Consider the following 18327-nt stretch of genomic DNA (forward strand, 5'->3'; position numbering starts at 1 on the left):
GGCTCGCCGCTACTGCTGCTGCGCCATCGCGGCCATCATGCCGTAGACCTGCGGCGTGTCGCCAAGGGTGAGCCCGCCGTCGACGACGAGTTCGGTGCCGGTCACATAGGCGGCGTCATCACTTGCGGCGAAGGCCACCACGCGCGCCACCTCATCAGCGGTACCACTGCGGTTGAGCGCAGCGAGCGGCAGCTGGCCTCCCTCAGATACGCCCGAAGCGGCGGTCATCGGCGTCGCGATCGAACCGGGGTGAATCGACAGCACGCGGATGCCCGCAAGTCCGAGATCCATCGCCGCAGCCTTCGTCATACCGCGCACCGCAAACTTCGATGCCGAGTAGGCAATCGTGTTCACCTGGCCAACGATGCCGGCCGCCGACGACATGTTCACGATCACGCCCGAGCCCTGCGCCTTCATGAGCGGCACGACCTGCTGCATCCCCATGAACACGCCGGTGACATTGATCTGCATGATCTTTTCGAACTCAGCCAGCGTCGTGTCTTCAATCGACTTCATGATCAGGATGCCCGCGTTATTTACCAGCACATCCACGCGGCCGAACTTCTCAACAGTTCCGGCAATGACGCGCTGCCAATCTTCTTCGCTCGCAACGTTGTGCGACATGAACACTGCGTTCTCGCCGAGCTCAGCGGCGAGCGCTTCACCTGCATCCACGTTGAGGTCGGTGAGGACCACCTTCGCGCCCTCCGCAACGAAACGACGCGCATCTGCCGCGCCCATTCCGCTCGCGCCACCGGTGATGATTGCAACCTTGCCTTCAAGCTTGCCAGCCATGTTTTCCCCCTCAGAGTGAAGACAGTTCATTTACGAGAAGCCTAGGAACGCATCCTGGAGGCGCTTGCAGTCTTCGCCGAAAACGGTCGCTACACGCGGTTACGAGAACACGAAATAGAACCCAAGATGCAACGCAATAAGCAGGTGCAGCGACCGGAACTTCGCGCGCAATGCCGCGAAAACCAGGCCCATTGCGAGCATCGCCGCGGCGGCCAGCCAATTCGATGGGCCGAAGCGGTCGGGCAAATAGAGCACGTGGCCAAGGCAAAACACTACGGTCGTGACTGCCGCGGCAATCCAAGGCCGGAAGCGAGTTTCAAGATAGCTCTGCAGCAGGCCAAACGTGAGGTAGATCTGCCAGAACACTGAAACGGTCATCCACAACATGTAGATCGCCACCGGATACTCGAGCTCATAGTGAAACGGAAGCGCGATCGCCGCACTCACGAGCGGTGCGTAGGCCCAAATGAGCCGGTCGCGAGCAAACAGCTCACGATTCAGCCGACGGTGCAACAGGATGATTGCGACCGCAACGGCCGTAGCAACTGCGCTTTCGATGAGCACGATTGTCGGCCCGTCGCTCGTGAACCAGCTGCCGACGCCGTTGCTGAGTAGCCCCGGCGTCAAGAACCACAGGATGAACCAGGCGGCGATCGCGGCGAAGGGCACCCATGCGGGCGGCTGCCTAGGTCTCTGAGTGTTCGCCGACATGAGCATCCATTCATTCGGGAGCAATTGTCAAGAACCCTAGGGCGAACTGTGAGGCAGAACCTGGCGAATGCGGTGGAAGATGATCGCGTGACTGAATCGCAACGCGCCACTGAGCGCATCGACGACCTCTTCGACGCACTCAACGACGGCGAAGTGGTGCGCAAGGCGCTGTTCGGCAACCCCGCGCTCTACACCGTCGGCAAGGCGTTCGTGTGGGCGGACAACACTGATGCGCGCGTGCAGCTGAAGCTGCCAGCGGTTACTGGCGAGGGGCTAATCGTTGCCGGGTTTAGCGAGGTCGGGTGGATGGGACCGCGCCCGGTGAAAGGTTGGTACACGCTCGTCGAACCGGTGGATGCGCAGCAACTGCTTGAACTCGCGGCGACAGCGCGCGACCACGTGCGGGCGGAGCAGGCGCGCGGTTAGTGCGCGAGGTGGGTGTGGGTTGAGTGCGCGCGGCGTGTATCGAAACCCTTGCGTGGGTGTGGGTGGTCGAGTAGCGCGTAGCGCGGATCGAGACCGCGGCCAATCAAATCAGTCGGAGGCAGCGTCAGGCCCGGTCATCGACACGAGCAAACGGCGCAAGGATGCGACACGCGCGGCCCCCAGCTCATCCAACCGACCGTCAGAAATGGCCTCATCAAGCTCGCAATCCGGCGCATCGGCAAGGTGCGTACAGCCGCGCGGACACTCGGCAACCACCTCAGCGATGCCCGGAAACGCACGAAAGACCGCATCCGGGTCAACATGCCCGAGCCCGAACGACCGCACGCCGGGCGTATCAATAATCCAGCCGTGGCCGATGCCTCCCGGGCCGTCAACGCGATAGGCCACCGACGATGACGAGGTGTGCCGGCCGCGGCCGGTGACCACGTTCACGTGTCCCGTTGCTCGCGCAGCCGATGGCACGAGCGCATTCACGAGCGTTGACTTACCCACGCCGGAATGCCCAACCATCACGGTGCGGTGGTCGACGAGAGCCTCACGCAACGCATTGGAAGGCTCGGCACCCAGTGACGACTCGAATACCGGCACCTGCAGCGGCGCGACGAGCTCACGCAATGCCGTTGCCGGTTCAAGATCGGTCTTCGTGATCACGAGCATCGGCTCGATGCCCGCGTCGTAGGCGGCCACGAGGTAGCGATCGATAAGCCGGGGCCGCGGTTCGGGCTGCGCCGCAGCTACGACCACACAGAGCTGGTCGGCGTTCGCGACGATGACGCGCTCCACCTCATCGGTGTCATCAGCCGAGCGACGCAGGAGCGTTGATCGCTCTTCGATGCGCACAATCCGCGCAAGCGTGCCGGCATCACCCGAGAGATCGCCCACGAGTGCCACCCGATCACCAACGACGACCGACTTGCGACCCAGTTCTCGTGCCCGCGCCGCGATCACCGTGCGTTCGCGCTTGCGGTGCCCCGCATCCACGAGACAGGAGTAGCGGCCACGGTCGACCGTGAGCACGATGCCTTCCTGCGCATCCTCATGCATGGGTCGAACTTTGGTGCGTGGTCGCGAGCCCTTGCGGTTCGCGCGTACGCGCACATCGTCCTCCGACCACTGTCCGTAGTCGTCGTATGCATCAGTGCGGCGCCACCCCATCGCGTTAGATTCCGAGCGAGAGAAAGCTCGTGTCGTTCGACTCGGGTTCGTGAGGAGCGCCGGTGATCATCGCCCGCCACATCGCCACAAATTGGGGGAGCGTCTTCGACGTCGACCCCACATCATCGAGCTCGATGCCATCAATTGCAAGCCCGACGAGCGCCCCCGAAGTCGCCATCCGGTGATCTTCGTAGCACTGCCACAGGGCCCCGTGCAGCTCGCCCGGACGAATAACCAGTGCATCCGGCAGTTCTTCGACCTCGGCACCAATGCGCGTGAGTTCGGCAGCGAGTGCGGCGACGCGATCGGTCTCGTGACCGCGTAGGTGTGCGATGCCGGTGATGCGGCTCTCGCTCGCAAGCAGCGCACACACGGCGGCAATGTTCGGAGCGAGTTCGCCACCGGCATCGGTGAAATCAAGCTCGACGCCGGGACGCTGCGCCTCGACAAGCGGCTGCGCCACACGGCAGATAAGCGTCGTGCCATCGAGCGAAATTTCGGCACCGAACTTCGGCAGAATCTCACGCAGCAGGTCACCGACCTGCGTGGTCTCGGTCGGCCAATCAGGGATGCAGACCTCACCGCCAGCGACAACCGCCGCGAGTAGGAAGGGTGCCGCGTTCGAAAGATCGGGCTCAATGGTGAGATCGATTGCGGCGATCGGGCCGGGCTCGACCTGCCACACGCCTGATTCGGGGCTTGTGGCGGTGACGCCGCGGCGGCGCAGCGATTCGAGCGTCATCTCAATGTGTGGCACCGAGGGCAGTGCACCACCGCGATGGGTCACCTTGAGGCCGCGCTCGAACCGGGGAGCGGCAAGCAGCAGACCCGAAACGAATTGGCTGGATGCGGAGGCATCGATCTCGACTTCGCCACCCTCGATCTTGCCGTTGCCGTAGAGCGAGAAAGGGAGACGCCCGCGGCCATCGTCGCGCACCTCTACGCCAAGCTGCTTGAGCCCCTCGAGCACGCCGCCCATGGGGCGCTTGCGCGCCGAGGGATCGCCGTCGAAGTTCACTGGTCCGAGCGCGAGTGCGGCAACCGGCGGCACAAATCGCATCACCGTACCGGCCAGACCGCAATCGATCGACACCCCGCCTTCAAGCTCAGCGGTGGGAGTGATCACGAGATCGGGACCGAACCGGCCATCACCATCCTGCTCTTCGAAACTGACGCCAAGCGCACGCAGGGCATCGATCATGAGCTGTGTGTCGCGTGCATGCAATGGTCGTCGCAGGGTGGACGGGCCATCAGCCAGGGCCGCGAGCACGAGTTCACGATTCGTGATCGACTTCGAACCGGGCACCTCAACCTCGGCTGCCAGCGGCTGCGTTGCGCGCGGCGCAGGCCAGGGGCCATCGTCGAGGATGAGTGAATCGCTCCACTCCTCGCCGTAGAGGTCGAAGCTTGGGCCGGAATACTTGAAGATCTCCATCGGTTGTCCACAGTACCGGCCGCATCCGACATTACGTAGGGAGGGGAACGCATGCTGGCACTCCTAGACTCAAAGGTGATGAGTGACACCGACCACACCGATGAGCTGGCTCCCGAACTGACCGACGCGCAATTGCGCGCGGCGTTCGAAGAGCAAGCGTTGCCCCTGCTGGATCAGCTGTATGGCCACGCCATGCGGATGACCCGTAACCCTGCGGATGCGCAAGACCTCGTGCAGGAAACCTTCGCGAAGGCGCTCGGCGCGTTTCGATCGTTCAAGCAGGGCACGAATATTCGTGCCTGGCTGTACCGCATCCAAACGAACCTCTTCATCAATGAGTACCGCAAGGCACAGCGCGCGCCCTACCCAAATGCGCTCGAAGACCTCGAGGACTGGCAGCTTTCGGGCGCGGAGTCATACACGGCAGACGACACGGCGTCGCGATCGGCTGAGGCCGAGGCGCTCGATCACCTGCCGTCGAATGCGGTGAAGGATGCGCTGGCGGAGCTACCCGATCACTTCCGAATGGCGGTGCTCTTGGCTGACGTCGAAGGCTTCGCCTACAAGGAAATCGCCGACATGATGGGCACGCCCGTCGGCACGGTGATGAGCCGCCTGCACCGAGGGCGAAAGGTTTTGCGCGACAAGTTGCGCGACTATGCGGCCGAGTATGGCATTGGTATGGATGAGGAGGACGAGAAATGAGCGATTGCGGTTGCGAAAAGGCGCAACTCGAGCTGCAGGAATACCTGCGTCACGAGCTGTGCACCGGCGACGCTGACGCCGTGCGCGCGCATCTCGAGCACTGTGAAAGCTGCTCGTCAGAGGCGCAGGTACACACGGTGATCACCGAAGTCGTGCGCCGTTCGTGCCGGGACGAGGTCGCGCCGAGCGATCTGCGTACCCGCGTGCTCGACGCGTTGCGCACCAGCGCCCACTAGGTGGCGCGCGTGTTCGCGCTGAGGTTGCAGTTCGTGGGCTGAGGCCCGGCTATTCGTGTGCTGAGGCTCTCGAAGCATGATGCAAGGCCCCGATCGTCATTGCGATGGTCGGGGCTTTGCCGTTGTTGCGCGGGCGCAACGCTCGTAGACCTCGGCCGCTCGAACAAACCTGACCCAATGTGCCAAACCTGACCCGAGTTCCGAGTCTTCACGCCAAACCTGACCCATACTTGGCCCAGGTTTGGCGTTATCGGTCAGGTTTGCGGCCCGGCCAGTCCCTATCTGCGAGCGAAAAGCGCGAGTGGGAGTCCCTGGGGGCTCCCACTTGGTGTTTTCGCTCGTAGTTGTGGTGGTGAGGATGCCTGGCTCGCACCCACTTGACGTTCTTGCTCATAGTTGTGCTTTGGCGGGGTCTGGGCAGGCTCCCACTTGAACTTTTCGCTCGAAGTTGTGGCCTAGGGCGGGCGCGCGATGGGGCACCCAGCCACCCGAGCCAACGCAAAAGGGCCTCGACCATCATCCGGTGATCGAGGCCCTTTGCGTGTCAGCTACTGCTGGCCGAGCGCCGTAGCGACGAGGGTCGCCTGCTGCGCCTGGTGCGCCTTCATCGTGCCCACTGAGGGGGCGGATGCGGCGGGGCGGGTCACGGCCGTAATCGGGCGGTCGAGCTGCGGGGCCAGATCGGTCTGGATGAACGGCCAGGCACCCTGGTTTGCAGGCTCTTCCTGCGCCCACACAACATCGGCGTTCGGGTAGCGGTCGAGCGCCTCGCGCAATTCAGCCACCGGCATCGGGTAGTACTGCTCGAGACGAACGAGCGCCACCGAGCGGTCCTCGGTCTTCTCGAGGTTCTGCTTGAGCTCGTAGTGCAGCTTGCCCGAGTGGATCACCACGCGACGCACGGCCTGACGGTCGCTGATGCGCGCATCGTCAATCACCGGCTCAAAGTGCCCCGTCGTGAAGTCCTCCACCGACGAGGTCGCACCGCGCAGACGCAGCATCGACTTCGGGGTGAACACCACGAGCGGCTTGCGCGGACGCTGGTAGGCCTGGCGACGCAGCAAGTGCGCGTAGTTCGCCGGGGTCGAGGGCTGGGCAACGGTCATGTTGTCCTGCGCGCAGAGCGTGAGGAAGCGCTCGATGCGACCCGACGAGTGGTCGGGGCCCTGGCCTTCGTAGCCGTGGGGGAGCAGCAACACAACGCTCGAGCGCTGTGCCCACTTCTGCTCACCGGCCGCGATGAACTCATCGATGATCGTCTGCGCGCCGTTGGCGAAGTCACCGAACTGCGCTTCCCAGAGCACCAGCGCATCCGGTCGCTCGACCGAGTAGCCGTACTCGAAGCCCATGACTGCGTACTCCGAGAGGAACGAGTCGTAGATCGAGAAGCGGGCCTGGTCGTCGCTGAGATTCTGCAGCGGGATCCAGTTCTGGTCAGTCTTGCGGTCGTGCAACAGCGCGTGGCGCTGGGTGAAGGTGCCACGACGCGAGTCCTGACCGCTCATGCGCACCGGCGTGCCCTCAACGAGTAGCGAACCGAGACCGAGCAACTCACCGAACGCCCAGTCGATGCCGCCCTCGCGCGACATCTTGTAGCGAGCGTCGAGCACGCGCTGCAGCTTCGGGTGCACGGTGAAGCCCTCGGGGATCTCCTCGTGAGCCTCGCCAATCAGCTCGACCACCTTCTGCGGAATCGCGGTCGACGACGGCACCGAAGCGTTCTGCTCTTCGCGGGCACCGACCGCAGAAAGCTCAGCCGCCGAAATCGACTCGGTGTGCACCTCGTGCGTCTCAGCGAACGCCTTCTCAAGCTCGCCGTGGAAGTCAGCCTGCGCCTTGTCAAACTCTTCGCGGGTGATGTCGCCACGACCGACGAGGTTCTCGGCGTAGATCTTTCGCACCGAGCGCTTCGCCTCAATGAGGTCGTACATGAGCGGCTGCGTCATCGACGGGTCATCGCCTTCGTTGTGGCCGCGGCGGCGGTACGACACGAGGTCGATGACCACATCGCGGTTGAACTTTTCGCGGTACTTGAACGCGAGCTGGGCGACGTGCGCGACGGCCTCAGGGTCATCACCGTTGACGTGGAACACCGGCGCCGAAATCGACTTCGCGACGTCGGAGCAGTACATCGAGGTGCGTGCATCCTGTGCCGAGGTGGTGAAACCAACCTGGTTGTTGATGATCACGTGAATCGTGCCACCGGTGCGGTAGGCGCGTAGCTGCGACATCTGCAGGGTCTCGTAGACGATGCCCTGGCCAGCCATCGCGGCGTCACCGTGGATGAGCACCGGCAGCACTGATGTGTCGCCCTGACCGTGACGGTCTTGCTTGCCGCGCACAATGCCTTCGAGCACGCCGTTGACAGCCTCGAGGTGCGAGGGGTTTGCCGCCAGGTAGATCGGCATCTCGTCACCCTCGGGCGACGTGTACACACCCTCGATACCAACGTGGTACTTCACGTCGCCGGTACCCGTCACGCGGTTTGCCGTCGCGCCTTCGAATTCGCGGAACACCTGGTTGTAAGTCTTGCCAGCAATGTTCGCGAGCACGTTGAGACGCCCGCGGTGCGCCATACCGATGGCGACCTCAGAGAGCTTCGCCTCGATCGCCTCCATGGCGATCTGGTCGAGGAGCGCGATCACCGATTCCGAACCCTCAAGCGAGAAGCGCTTCTGGCCGACGTACTTCGTCTGCAGGAACGTCTCGAAGGCCTCGGCCTCGTTGAGCTTCGTCAGGATGCGCAGCTGCTCATCGTGCGTCGGCGCAATGTAGGGGTGCTCGAGTTCGGCCTGGAACCAGCCACGCTGCTCTGGGTCCTGAATGTGCATGTACTCGATGCCGATGGTGCGGCAGTAAGTGTCGCGCAGGATGCCGAGGATGTCGCGCAACTTCATGGTGCGCTTAGTCGAGAAGCCCGCGGTGACGAACTCGCGCTCGAGATCCCAGAACGTGAGGCCGTGGGTCTCGATCTCAAGGTCGGGGTGCGTGCGCTGCACGTACTCGAGCGGGTCGATGTCGGCCATCATGTGCCCGCGCACGCGGTACATGTTGATGACCTGCTGCACACGAGCGGTCTTGTTTACCGCGGCGGCGGTGTCGACGTAGACATCCTTCGACCACTTGATTGGGCGGTAGGGGATGCGCAGATCGGCAAAGACGTTCTCGTAGAACTCGTGGCCTCCCATGAGCAGTTCCGAGACGATCTTGAGGAACTCGCCCGAGCCCGCACCCTGAATGACGCGGTGGTCGTAGGTCGACGAAATCGTGATGCGCTTTGAGATCGCAAGGTCGTTCATCGTCTCTTGCGCGGCACCCTGGAACGCGGCCGGGTAGTCGAGCGCGCCGGCGCCGATGATGCAGCCCTGACCCTTGGTGAGTCGCGGCGACGATTGCACCGTGCCAATGCCACCGGGGTTCGTGAGCGAAATCGTCGCACCGGCGTGGTCGGCCGGGGTCAGCGCACCGGTACGGCCGCGCTTGATGAGCTCTTCGTACGCTTCCACGAACTCGCGGAAGTTCATCCGCTCGGCCTGCTTGATGCTCGGGACCACAAGGCCGCGCGAACCGTCACGGTTCTCAACGTCAATGGCGATGCCGAGATTGACGTGGGCGGGGGTCACTACCGAGGGCTTGCCGTCGATGATGTCGTAGTAGACGTTCTGGCTCGGGAACATCTTGAGCGCTTGAACAAGCGCGTAACCGAGCAGGTGCGTGAACGACACCTTGCCACCGCGCGTGCGGCGCAGGTGGTTGTTGATGACGATGCGGTTATCGATCATCAGCTTCGCGGGAACTTCGCGGTAGCTCGTCGCGGTCGGAATCTCGAGTGAGACGTCCATGTTCTTCGCGATGGCCTTGGCGATGCCCTTGAGCGGCTCAACTTCGGGCGCGCGCTCAGGCTCGGCGTCGCTGACGCCCTTCGGTGCCTCGGCGGGCACCGGCTGGTTGCGTGCGGGGCGCGCAGTCGTCTTCGCGGCGGCCTTGCCGCTCGACGAACCAGTGCTGGCGGCCGGTGCCGCGGGAGCAGCCTTGGCTGCGGGCGCTGCCGGAGCAGCTGCCGGTGCCGCGGGAGCTGCGGCCTTGACCGGTGCCTGCGCCGGTGCCGGGGTTGCCGGAGCCGGGGCGGCGGGGGCCGCTGCGGGTGCCGCGAGGCTCGCGCCATAGCGTTCGAGCGTCGGCCACCAGGCCTCGTCAACGCTATTGCGGTCCTCACGGAACTTCGCGTACATATCGGCGACGAGCCAGTCGTTCGCGCCAAAGTCGGGGACTGAGTTGGAAGTTTCCGAACCAGAGGGTGAGCTCGACACTCGGGAATCGCCGCCTTATCTGCTCTTGAAGGATTGAATCCGTCGACGGGTCTCGTCGACGCGTATCAAACGGATAGCCTAACCGTCTTTATCGCATGTTGAGCCTCGTACGCTGAGCCTATGCAGTTTTATGATGCGCAACCTCAGTACGACCTCACCTACTCCGATGTGTTCCTCATCCCATCGCGGTCGGAGGTGGGCTCGCGGCTCGGCGTCGACCTGTCGACAAATGACGGCACCGGAATGCGAATTCCGCTGGTGGCGAGCAATATGAATGCCGTGAGCGGACCGCGTCTCGCAGCCGCTCTCGCACGTCGTGGCGGGCTCGCGGTATTGCCGCAGGATCTCGACGGTGAGTCAGCGGCCGAGGGTATTGCCTGGGTTAAGGCGCAGCATCCCTCGTGGGCCGCACCGTTCGAATTCTCCGCCGATACCACCGTCGCCGAAGCGCTCAACGTCGTGCCGCCGGTGGCTGGCCACGCGATCGCGGTGCGCGATGGCGACAAGACCGTCCTCGTCTTCGACGCGAGCAAGCTCGAGCGCATGCCCGGCGACGCGCGTCTCGGCGATCTCGATCACCTCGCCGCGTCCACGCTGAGTGCCGAAACCGCAGCCGATGCTCGCGCGGCGTTCGACGCGCTTGAGGCGGGCGACGGGTTCGCGGCCGTCGAACAGGACGGCGCGCTCGTTGGCGGGCTCGCACAGCGGGATGCACTGCGCACCACGCTCTACCAGCCCGCGCTTGATGACGAGGGCCGCCTGCGTGTCGCGGCCGCCGTCGGCATTAACGGGGATGTGGTTGGTCGCGCCCGGATGCTCCGTGAGGCCGGTGCCGATGTGCTCGTGCTCGATACCGCGCACGGTCACCAGGGCTCGATGCTGCGCGCGATCGAAGCAGTCCGCGAGGCTGACCTCGGTGCCCCCATCGTCGCCGGCAATGTCGTCTCCGCCGCCGGTACCCGCGATCTCATCCGCGCCGGCGCAAACATCATCAAGGTCGGTGTTGGCCCCGGCGCCATGTGCACCACCCGCATGATGACCGCCGTTGGCCGCCCGCAATTCTCGGCCGTGCTCGAATGCGCCGACACCGCCCGCAATCACGACGCCAGTGTCTGGGCCGATGGGGGAGTGCGCTACCCCCGCGACGTCGCGCTCGCCCTTGCGGCCGGCGGCTCTGCCGTCATGATCGGCTCGTGGTTTGCCGGCACCGTCGAGGCGCCCGGTCGCATCCACGTGGATGCGTCGGGTCGCCGCTACAAGGAATCGTTCGGTATGGCCTCATCGCGCGCGGTGGAGTCGCGCTTTGCCGCACTCGACCCGTACGAGCGTGCTCGCAAGCAACTCTTCGCTGAGGGAATTTCAAACTCGACGATCCTCATGGATCCCGAGCGCCCCGGTATCGACGACCTGGTCGACATGATTACCACGGGCGTGCGTTCGAGCTGCACCTACGCCGGCGCGCGAAACCTGCGCGAGTTCCACGAGCGAGCCAAGGTGGGCATCCAATCGGCTGCCGGATATGAGGAGGGCAAGGCGCTTCCGGTGTCTTGGTAGAAGCTTTCAGCTTGGGCGGGCGAGTTTTCCCATAAAATCCACTTCGAAATGGACTGGTTACTTCTCGCGGTCGGGTTGTTGCTGTGTGTGGGTACTGGCGTCTTTGTCGCCACGGAATTCACGCTCGTCAATCTCGATCGCAATGATCTCGAAATTCGTCAGGCGAATGGTGAAAAACGGCTCGGCCCGGTCATCAGCGCCCTTAAGCAAACATCAACGCATCTCTCGAGCGCTCAGCTCGGTATTACTCTGACCACCCTGCTCACCGGTTACACGATGGAACCGGCGATCTCGAACCTGCTCGGCGGCTGGTTGCTGTCAATCGGCGTGCCGCAAGACTGGGTGCGAGGTGTTGGCACTGTGATCGCCATGGTCATCGCAACCTCGATGTCGATGATCATCGGTGAGCTCATCCCGAAGAACTTCGCGTTGGCGCTGCCGCGCGAGTTCTCAAAGCTGGTCGTGCCCGTGCAGAACGTGTTCACGACCGTGTTTCGTCCGTTCATCTCGACGTTGAACGGCTCGGCGAACGCACTCATCCGCGCAATGGGCATTGAACCGAAAGAAGAGCTTTCGGGTGCCCGCACGGCCGAGGAACTCTCGAGCCTCGTGCGTCGAAGCGCCCTGGTGGGCGTGCTCGATTCCGATCGAGCGGTGCTGCTCAACCGCACGCTACGGTTCAGCGATCACATCGCGGCCGATGTGATGACCCCGCGTCCGCGCCTCAATGTGATTGGCATCGATGCCACGGTCGCCGACCTCATCGACCTTTCGCAACAGACTGGCCACTCGCGCTTCCCGGTAACCGGTGACGACATCGACGACATCGTCGGCATCGCGCACGTGAAGTACGCCGTTGCTGTGCCCCCGGAACGCCGCGCCGCGGTGCCGGTGGGCGCCATTAAGGAAGACGCGCTGCTCGTGCCCGAGACCATCCCGCTCGACCTCTTGCTTGGCGAACTGCGGGGCGAGGGCTACCAGATGGCCGTCGTGCTCGACGAATACGGCGGCACTGCCGGCATCGCGACGCTCGAAGACCTCGTCGAAGAAATCGTCGGCGAACTCGTCGACGAGCACGATCACGCGCGCGCCGAAATCATCCGTCGCCGCGACCGCATCCTCTTTGATGGGATGCTGCGCCCCGACGAACTGCGCGACCGACTCAATATCGTCATCGAAGAAGACGGACCCTATGAGACCGTCGGTGGCTTTGTGATGCACGCGCTCAGCCGCATCCCCGAGGTGGGTGATCGCATCGACCTCGATGTCGGCACGCTCGAAGTGGTGCACCTGGACGGTCGACGCATCGACCGCCTGCGGTTCATTCCAAACGAGCAGTACGAGAGCCGCGAGGAACGCATTCGACGCGAACGTGGCGATGACGAGAGCGCGGGTCGATAGCCATGAGTAACGATATTTGGGGCCTCATCTGGCTCGTAGTGCTGCTCATCGGTAACGCGTTCTTTGTCGGTGCTGAGTTCGCCGTCATTACCGCGCGCCGTTCGGCCATTGAACCGCGCGCAGAGCGCGGCTCGAAGGCCGCCCAGACCGCCCTCTACGCGATGGAACACGCGACGCTCATGCTCGCAACCTCGCAGCTGGGTATCACGATCTGTTCGTTGCTCATCCTCAACGTCTCGGAACCTGCGATCCACCACCTGCTCGCCGGCCCCCTCGAATTCACCGGCCTGCCGCCGGAACTCGTCAACGGCGTTGCCTTCGCGATCGCGCTCATCATCGTGACCTATCTGCACGTGGTGCTTGGTGAGATGGTGCCGAAGAACATCTCGTTCTCGGTGCCTGACCGTGCCGTGCTCATCCTCGCCCCGCCGCTCGTGTTCGTTGCCAAGGTGTTCAAGCCGATCATCTGGGTGATGAACGAGATCGCCAACCTAGTGCTGCGCGCCTTTGGCGTCACGCCGAAGGCCGAGGCGACCAGCGCCTACACCTTCGATGAGGTCGCCGGTATCGTGGCGCAATCGACCCGCGAGGGCGTGCTCATCGACGAGGCGGGCACGCTCGCGAACACCTTCGAGTTCACGACGAAAAAGGTGGGCGAAGTTGCGGTGCCGATCGACGACATCATCGTGCTCGCGGCCACGGCCACCCCGCAGGACATGCAGCGTGCCGTCGCGGAATACGGCTTCTCGCGCTACCTGATCGCCGACGTCACCGGCGAGCCGGTCGGCTTCATCCACCTCAAGGATGTGCTCGGCCTTGACGAGGGTGGTGCCTACGAGATGCCGATTCCGCGTGAGCGGGTGCGCACGCTCACGTCGATGTACGAAGGCACCGAGCTTGAGGATGCGCTCGCCGCGATGCGTCGCACCGGCAAGCACGTTGCCCGCGTCATCGGCAAGGATGGCGAGACCCACGGCATCCTCTTCCTTGAAGACATCATCGAAGAGCTCGTGGGTGAGGTTCGCGACGCCACGGCACGCCGCTAGGCTGACGCGCATGACGCCAGAGCTAACTTCGGTCGGTGACGAATGGCACACCGTCTCCGCGAGCGATGTGCGAGCCTGTCTCGCGATTCCCGGAGATACCGACAATAAATACCGTCGCGGAGTGGTGCTCCTTGCGACCGGCTCGCGTACCTACCCGGGTGCGGCGGTGCTCACGGCCGAAGCTGCTTGCCGCTCGGGTGCCGGAATGGTTCGCTATTCCGGCCCCGAGCGGGTAGCCGATGCCGTGCTCGCGGTGCGTCCCGAGGTCGTGCACGGGCTCGGCAAGTTCGATGCGCTGGTGATCGGCTCCGGCATCCCGGATGCTCGTGAAGACGAGCGCTCGGCGCTCTATCGTTCGGCGCTCGCCGCGGGCATCCCCACGGTTGCTGATGCCGGCGCGCTCACGCTCGTGGAACCAGGGCAGGCGAACCTCATCATTACGCCACACGCGAAAGAGCTTTCGGCGCTGCTCGAACGGCTCGGGCTCGCGAAGTTGAGTGCCGATGAGATCGCCGAGTCGGGTGGTGAGGCGGCGGTGGATGCGGCCAAGCTGCTTGGTTGCACGGTGTTGCTCAAAGGCCGCCACACCTACATTGTCGAAGGCGAGGAACGCCTGCATGTGCGCTCGCCGAACTCGTGGCTTGCGACTGCGGGCACCGGCGATGTGCTTGCTGGCGTGATCGGCACCGTGCTCGCGGGCGGACACGCGCGTGGCGATGCGCGCAGCCACGCACAGATGACCGGCGCGGCTGCCTGGCTGCACGCCCGCGGTGGCTGGTTTGCCTCACAACGCTCTGCAGGCATCCCGGTGCTGCCGACGAGCGTGCACGCGCCCTCGCTCATGCTTGATCACGGGCCGCTGGGCGGCCCCATCCTCGCCACCGATGTCGCCGCGGCCATGCCGAGCGTGATCGCCGCGGTGCTGTCGAAGTGAGCCGGCTCGCAACTCGGCCGCCCGCGAATCGTGAGATCGCGGCGCTCTGGATTGCCATGATCGCCGTGCACGGCGTGCTCGGGTGGATCTCGACCTTCCACTACATCCGGCCGATGAACGATGTGACCACGGTCTATCGCGGCTGGATCGACGACGCGATCGCTGGGTCGATCCCCGGCATCCACGAGAATTTTGTCTACCCGGTCGGCTCGCTCGTGCCGATGTGGCTCGCCGATCTCTTTGGCGGTCACGATCGCTACACGACGGCCTGGGTAGTGCTCGTGCTCGTGCTCAATCTCTGGGCGCTGTGGTGGCTGACGATTCGGCGCAAGGATGCAGCTGACGCGCGTTTGCGTCGCCGCGCAGCATGGTTCTGGGTGGCGTTCACGGCGTTGCTCGGGCCGATTGCGCTCGGACGCATCGATGCGATCACGGTGCCGCTCGCGATCGTGGGCCTCCTTTCGCTCCGCGAGCGTCCGGCGCTGGCGGGTGCGCTGTTCACCGCGGGCGCCTGGCTGAAAGTCTGGCCCGCGGCACTATTTGCGGCGGCGTTCGTCGCGATTCGCCAGCGCTGGCTCCTCGTTAGTGGTGCGGTCATTGTCTGCGCCATGGTCTTCGTTGGGGTGCTCGCCATTGGCGGCACCGCGGCGATCCCGCACGCGCTCAGCTTCATCACCGAGCAAACCGATCGCGGGCTGCAGCTGGAATCGACCGCGGCGAGTGTCTTCCTCATGCTCCGGGTGCTCGGCGCGGGTGGCTACACGGTGGCCTTTGATCGCACGATTCTCACGCAGCAGATCGCTGGACCCGGCACCGAATATGTTGGCGACCTTCTCACTCCGGCAATGTTCCTCGTGGTGCTGTTGCTCCTCGCACTGTCGTGGTGGGCGCAACGCCGCGGCGTTGATCTTGCGACTCGGTTGCCGATGCTCGCGCTCGGACTCGTGACCGCGTTCATCGTCGTGAACAAGGTGGGTTCGCCGCAATTCATCGTGTGGCTCGCACCGGTCATGGTGTTCGGACTCGTCTGGTCGGGGCGCCGGTTTGAAGTCGTCGCCATCGTGTCGCTGTTGATCGCGGCGCTCACGCAACTCATCTATCCCTGGTACTACTGGCAGATCGCGGATGCGCTGCCGGCCGGCGCTGTGCTCCTTCTCGCGCGAAACTTGTTGCTCGTGGGGCTGCTTATTTGGGCGATTTTGCGCCTAGTGCGGCCACGCGCTGACCGGCGAACGACACGAGCAATTCGAGCGGCCCGCGCTGATTAATGAGCCGGAGCAGGGCACCGATGCCGAGTGCCACCAGGATGTGGATGAGCCAGAGCCAGCCACTTTGTTCCCACCACCTGGGCGCGAAGTAGTGGTTGCCGAGTTCAAGTGAGAGAAAACTCGGCACCGCGAGGAGGAGATGCGTGACGTACACCGTGAGTGGAGCGCCACCGGCCCCGAGCACCGGGCGTAACCAGCGTCGGACGCGCTCGGTGAAGTAGAGCCCCACGACGAGGCACACACTAATCGTGGCCAGCGCAGTGCCGCTCGTGATGGCGATATCGACGGGGGAGCCGGAATGCCCGCCGGTGGCGAATAGGAACCAACCGTTTTCGGCATCGGCGGCATAGCGTCGCGCTGATTCGAGCCGCTCGACGGCTTCCTCGGCGGTAATGCCGAGATCCTCGCTGAGCCCGGGCGCGGCAATTGTGTAGGTGATTAGGCGCGCAATCCCAAAGACCGCGAGCGCGATCGCCGTTCCGACGCCTGCTGTGGTGAGACCGAGTCGACGCAGCGCATCCGGACCCTTGGCGCGGGCAGTGAGCAGGAGCTTGCCGAGCGCAAGCCCTACGAGCGGATAGGTGAGCCAAACGAGCACTGGATAGGCACCGTCGATGAAGAGGCTACGGAGCAATTCGGCGGGCTCGGCAAACTCGAGCCAGCTCGGCGAATACGGATAGGGAACGCCGCCGAGGGCCGTGGTGGCGAGGCGCGTTACCACCGTGAAGATGAGTCCCCAGGCGATGGCAATGGGGATGAGCATGCGCGGCGGCAGCGCCAGGAACGGGATCACCAGCCAAAACATGAGCCCGTAGGCAGGCAAGATGACGAGCGGGCCGGTAGAAACGAGACCAATCGTGAGCCCAATGAGGATGAGCACGGCACCGCGGCCGAGCAGGTTGAGGCTGGCTGCAGCGTAGTTGCGTTCGGCAAGATGCCGACGCGAGGTGAGCGCAAGGCCGACTCCCGCGAGCACCGCGAAGAGCGACGCCGCTTTGCCCGAGAGCATCGAAGCCAGCAGTGGTTCGCTGCCATCGGCGCCGATGACCCACACGTGGGTGCACATCATGGCGATCAGCGCGAGGAATCTCGCGAGATCAAGCCCGTCGATGCGCGTCATTGCAAGAGTGAGCGCAGGGCATCCCCGACGGTGCGCATTTCGAGCAAGAAACCGTCGTGGCCATAGGGAGAGATGATCTCGAGGGCGGTCGAGCCCGTGATTGAATTCGGAATGCCCGCCGCAATGCGATGCTGCGTTGCGGGGAGGAAGAGCGTGTCGGTGTCAATAGCGACGACGAGCGTCGGCATCGTCACGAGCGCAAGGGCGGCTTCGACGCCGCCGCGGTCGCGGCCGAGGTCGTGGGTGCTCATTGCACCGGTGAGGGTGATGTAGCTATTCGCGTCGAAGCGGCGGGTGAAGCGATTGCCGTGGAAGTCGAGGTACGACTCCACCGCGTAGCGTCCGGCACCGCCCTCGGGCGAAAGTGATGATTGCCACGAGCGACCGAAGCGATCATCAAGCTCTGACACCGAGCGGTAGTCGAGCATGGCGAGTCGGCGGGCGAGCGCGAGACCGCGCCAGGGTCCCTCGCCGGACGGCGCGTCGTAGTAGTCGCCGTCGGCCCAGGCCGGATCGAGGCGAATGGCATCGGCCTGGAGCGTGTTCTGCGCGATGGTCATCGCGTCAATGACCGGCGGCGCCGAGAGCACCGCGAGCCGAGCCACCCGGTCAGGGAAGGTGGCACCCCACTCGATTGCCTGCATCCCTCCCATGGAGCCGCCGATCACGGCAGCAAAGCGTTCAATGCCGAGCACGTCAGCGAGTGCCGCCTGCGCCCGCACCTGATCACGAATGGTCGTGAGCGGGAACCGCGCGCCATACTCGTTGCCATCGCGGCCGAGGGATGCGGGCCCGGTCGTGCCCTGGCATCCGCCGAGCACGTTTGGGGCAATGATGAACCAGCGGTTCGTGTCGAGCGGGAGTTCTTCGCCGATCAGGCCCGGCCACCAGCCTGCGGTGGCGTGGCCGGGCCCGATCTGGCCGTCGACATGCGAGTCGCCGGTGAGCGCGTGCAAGACGAGCACCGCATTGTCGCGAGCCTCGTTGAGCTCGCCCCAGGTTTCGTAGGCAACGCGCAACGGGACCGAACCGCCGTGCTCGAATTCGAACTCACCGAGGTTCGCAAATTGCCGCGCACCCGGGTGGTCACCTTCCCGCCAAGCACCCGAAGCCGGCGGGCGAATCGAGGTGGCGCCACGCACCGGATCGGGCCGAAGCCGCGATGCACGCGGCCCCGGCCCGAAATCCGCGACGTTCCACTCCATTCGAG

15 protein-coding genes are annotated in these 18327 nt (G+C 64.3%); 8 read left to right on the top strand and 7 right to left on the bottom strand.

Features of this window, described 5'->3' with window-relative positions; all coding sequences use genetic code 11:
• Positions 1 to 9: 9 nt before the first annotated feature.
• Positions 10 to 795 carry a glucose 1-dehydrogenase gene (locus tag EG850_RS00505; protein ID WP_124968772.1) on the bottom strand — a complete coding sequence of 262 codons (786 nt, stop codon included), beginning with the start codon at positions 793 to 795 and terminating at the stop codon, positions 10 to 12.
• 99 nt (positions 796 to 894) lie between these two features.
• On the bottom strand, positions 895 to 1506 hold the full coding sequence (locus tag EG850_RS13190) for a CPBP family intramembrane glutamic endopeptidase (protein ID WP_185714875.1): 612 nt from the start codon (positions 1504 to 1506) through the stop codon (positions 895 to 897).
• 87 nt (positions 1507 to 1593) lie between these two features.
• Between EG850_RS13190 and EG850_RS00515 the strand changes: the two genes are divergently transcribed.
• Positions 1594 to 1932, top strand: a complete 339-nt coding sequence (locus EG850_RS00515; protein WP_124968774.1) for a hypothetical protein — start codon at positions 1594 to 1596, stop codon at positions 1930 to 1932.
• A gap of 108 nt (positions 1933 to 2040) precedes the next feature.
• On the opposite strand, the gene rsgA is transcribed toward EG850_RS00515, so the two are convergent.
• Complete coding sequence (gene rsgA / locus EG850_RS00520) at positions 2041 to 3108, bottom strand: ribosome small subunit-dependent GTPase A (RefSeq protein WP_124968777.1); 1068 nt, start codon at positions 3106 to 3108, stop codon at positions 2041 to 2043.
• 4 nt (positions 3109 to 3112) lie between these two features.
• Entirely contained in the window at positions 3113 to 4543 is a 1431-nt protein-coding gene (gene aroA / locus EG850_RS00525) for a 3-phosphoshikimate 1-carboxyvinyltransferase (RefSeq protein WP_124968779.1), read from the bottom strand.
• Positions 4544 to 4621: 78 nt separating this feature from the next.
• Here aroA and EG850_RS00530 point away from each other — a divergent pair, with 78 nt between their 5' ends.
• Positions 4622 to 5248 (top strand): sigma-70 family RNA polymerase sigma factor, encoded by a 627-nt coding sequence (locus tag EG850_RS00530; RefSeq protein ID WP_214609481.1) that lies wholly within the window; start codon positions 4622 to 4624, stop codon positions 5246 to 5248.
• Complete coding sequence (locus tag EG850_RS00535) at positions 5245 to 5484, top strand: zf-HC2 domain-containing protein (RefSeq protein ID WP_124968784.1); 240 nt, start codon at positions 5245 to 5247, stop codon at positions 5482 to 5484. The genes EG850_RS00530 and EG850_RS00535 overlap by 4 nt, the downstream gene beginning before the upstream one ends.
• A gap of 548 nt (positions 5485 to 6032) precedes the next feature.
• Here EG850_RS00535 and EG850_RS00540 read toward each other — a convergent pair.
• On the bottom strand, positions 6033 to 9794 hold the full coding sequence (locus EG850_RS00540; RefSeq protein ID WP_124968786.1) for a multifunctional oxoglutarate decarboxylase/oxoglutarate dehydrogenase thiamine pyrophosphate-binding subunit/dihydrolipoyllysine-residue succinyltransferase subunit: 3762 nt from the start codon (positions 9792 to 9794) through the stop codon (positions 6033 to 6035).
• Between the two features lie 120 nt (positions 9795 to 9914).
• Between EG850_RS00540 and guaB1 the strand changes: the two genes are divergently transcribed.
• The 5 genes from guaB1 to EG850_RS00565 are packed head-to-tail and all read left to right on the top strand — an operon-like array spanning position 9915 to position 15997.
• Entirely contained in the window at positions 9915 to 11348 is a 1434-nt protein-coding gene (guaB1, locus tag EG850_RS00545; RefSeq protein ID WP_124968788.1) for a GMP reductase, read from the top strand.
• A 48-nt stretch (positions 11349 to 11396) separates the two neighbouring features.
• Positions 11397 to 12749, top strand: coding sequence for a hemolysin family protein (locus EG850_RS00550; protein WP_124968790.1), 1353 nt, complete (start codon positions 11397 to 11399; stop codon positions 12747 to 12749).
• Between the two features lie 2 nt (positions 12750 to 12751).
• Positions 12752 to 13795: a hemolysin family protein gene (locus EG850_RS00555; RefSeq protein ID WP_124968793.1), complete on the top strand. Its 1044-nt coding sequence runs from the start codon at positions 12752 to 12754 to the stop codon at positions 13793 to 13795.
• 10 nt (positions 13796 to 13805) lie between these two features.
• Entirely contained in the window at positions 13806 to 14729 is a 924-nt protein-coding gene (locus tag EG850_RS00560) for an ADP-dependent NAD(P)H-hydrate dehydratase (protein ID WP_124968795.1), read from the top strand.
• Entirely contained in the window at positions 14726 to 15997 is a 1272-nt protein-coding gene (locus EG850_RS00565; protein WP_124968797.1) for a glycosyltransferase 87 family protein, read from the top strand. The genes EG850_RS00560 and EG850_RS00565 overlap by 4 nt, the downstream gene beginning before the upstream one ends.
• On the opposite strand, the gene EG850_RS00570 is transcribed toward EG850_RS00565, so the two are convergent.
• Entirely contained in the window at positions 15915 to 17117 is a 1203-nt protein-coding gene (locus EG850_RS00570; protein WP_124968799.1) for a heparan-alpha-glucosaminide N-acetyltransferase domain-containing protein, read from the bottom strand. The genes EG850_RS00565 and EG850_RS00570 overlap by 83 nt on opposite strands.
• Positions 17114 to 18322: a homoserine O-acetyltransferase MetX gene (gene metX, locus EG850_RS00575; RefSeq protein ID WP_124968801.1), complete on the bottom strand. Its 1209-nt coding sequence runs from the start codon at positions 18320 to 18322 to the stop codon at positions 17114 to 17116. Before metX ends, EG850_RS00570 begins: the two co-directional genes overlap by 4 nt.
• Positions 18323 to 18327 lie beyond the last annotated feature (5 nt).

The sequence above is a fragment of the Gulosibacter macacae genome (genome assembly GCF_003865375.1).
GTDB classification, from domain to species: Bacteria; Actinomycetota; Actinomycetes; order Actinomycetales; family Microbacteriaceae; genus Gulosibacter; species Gulosibacter macacae.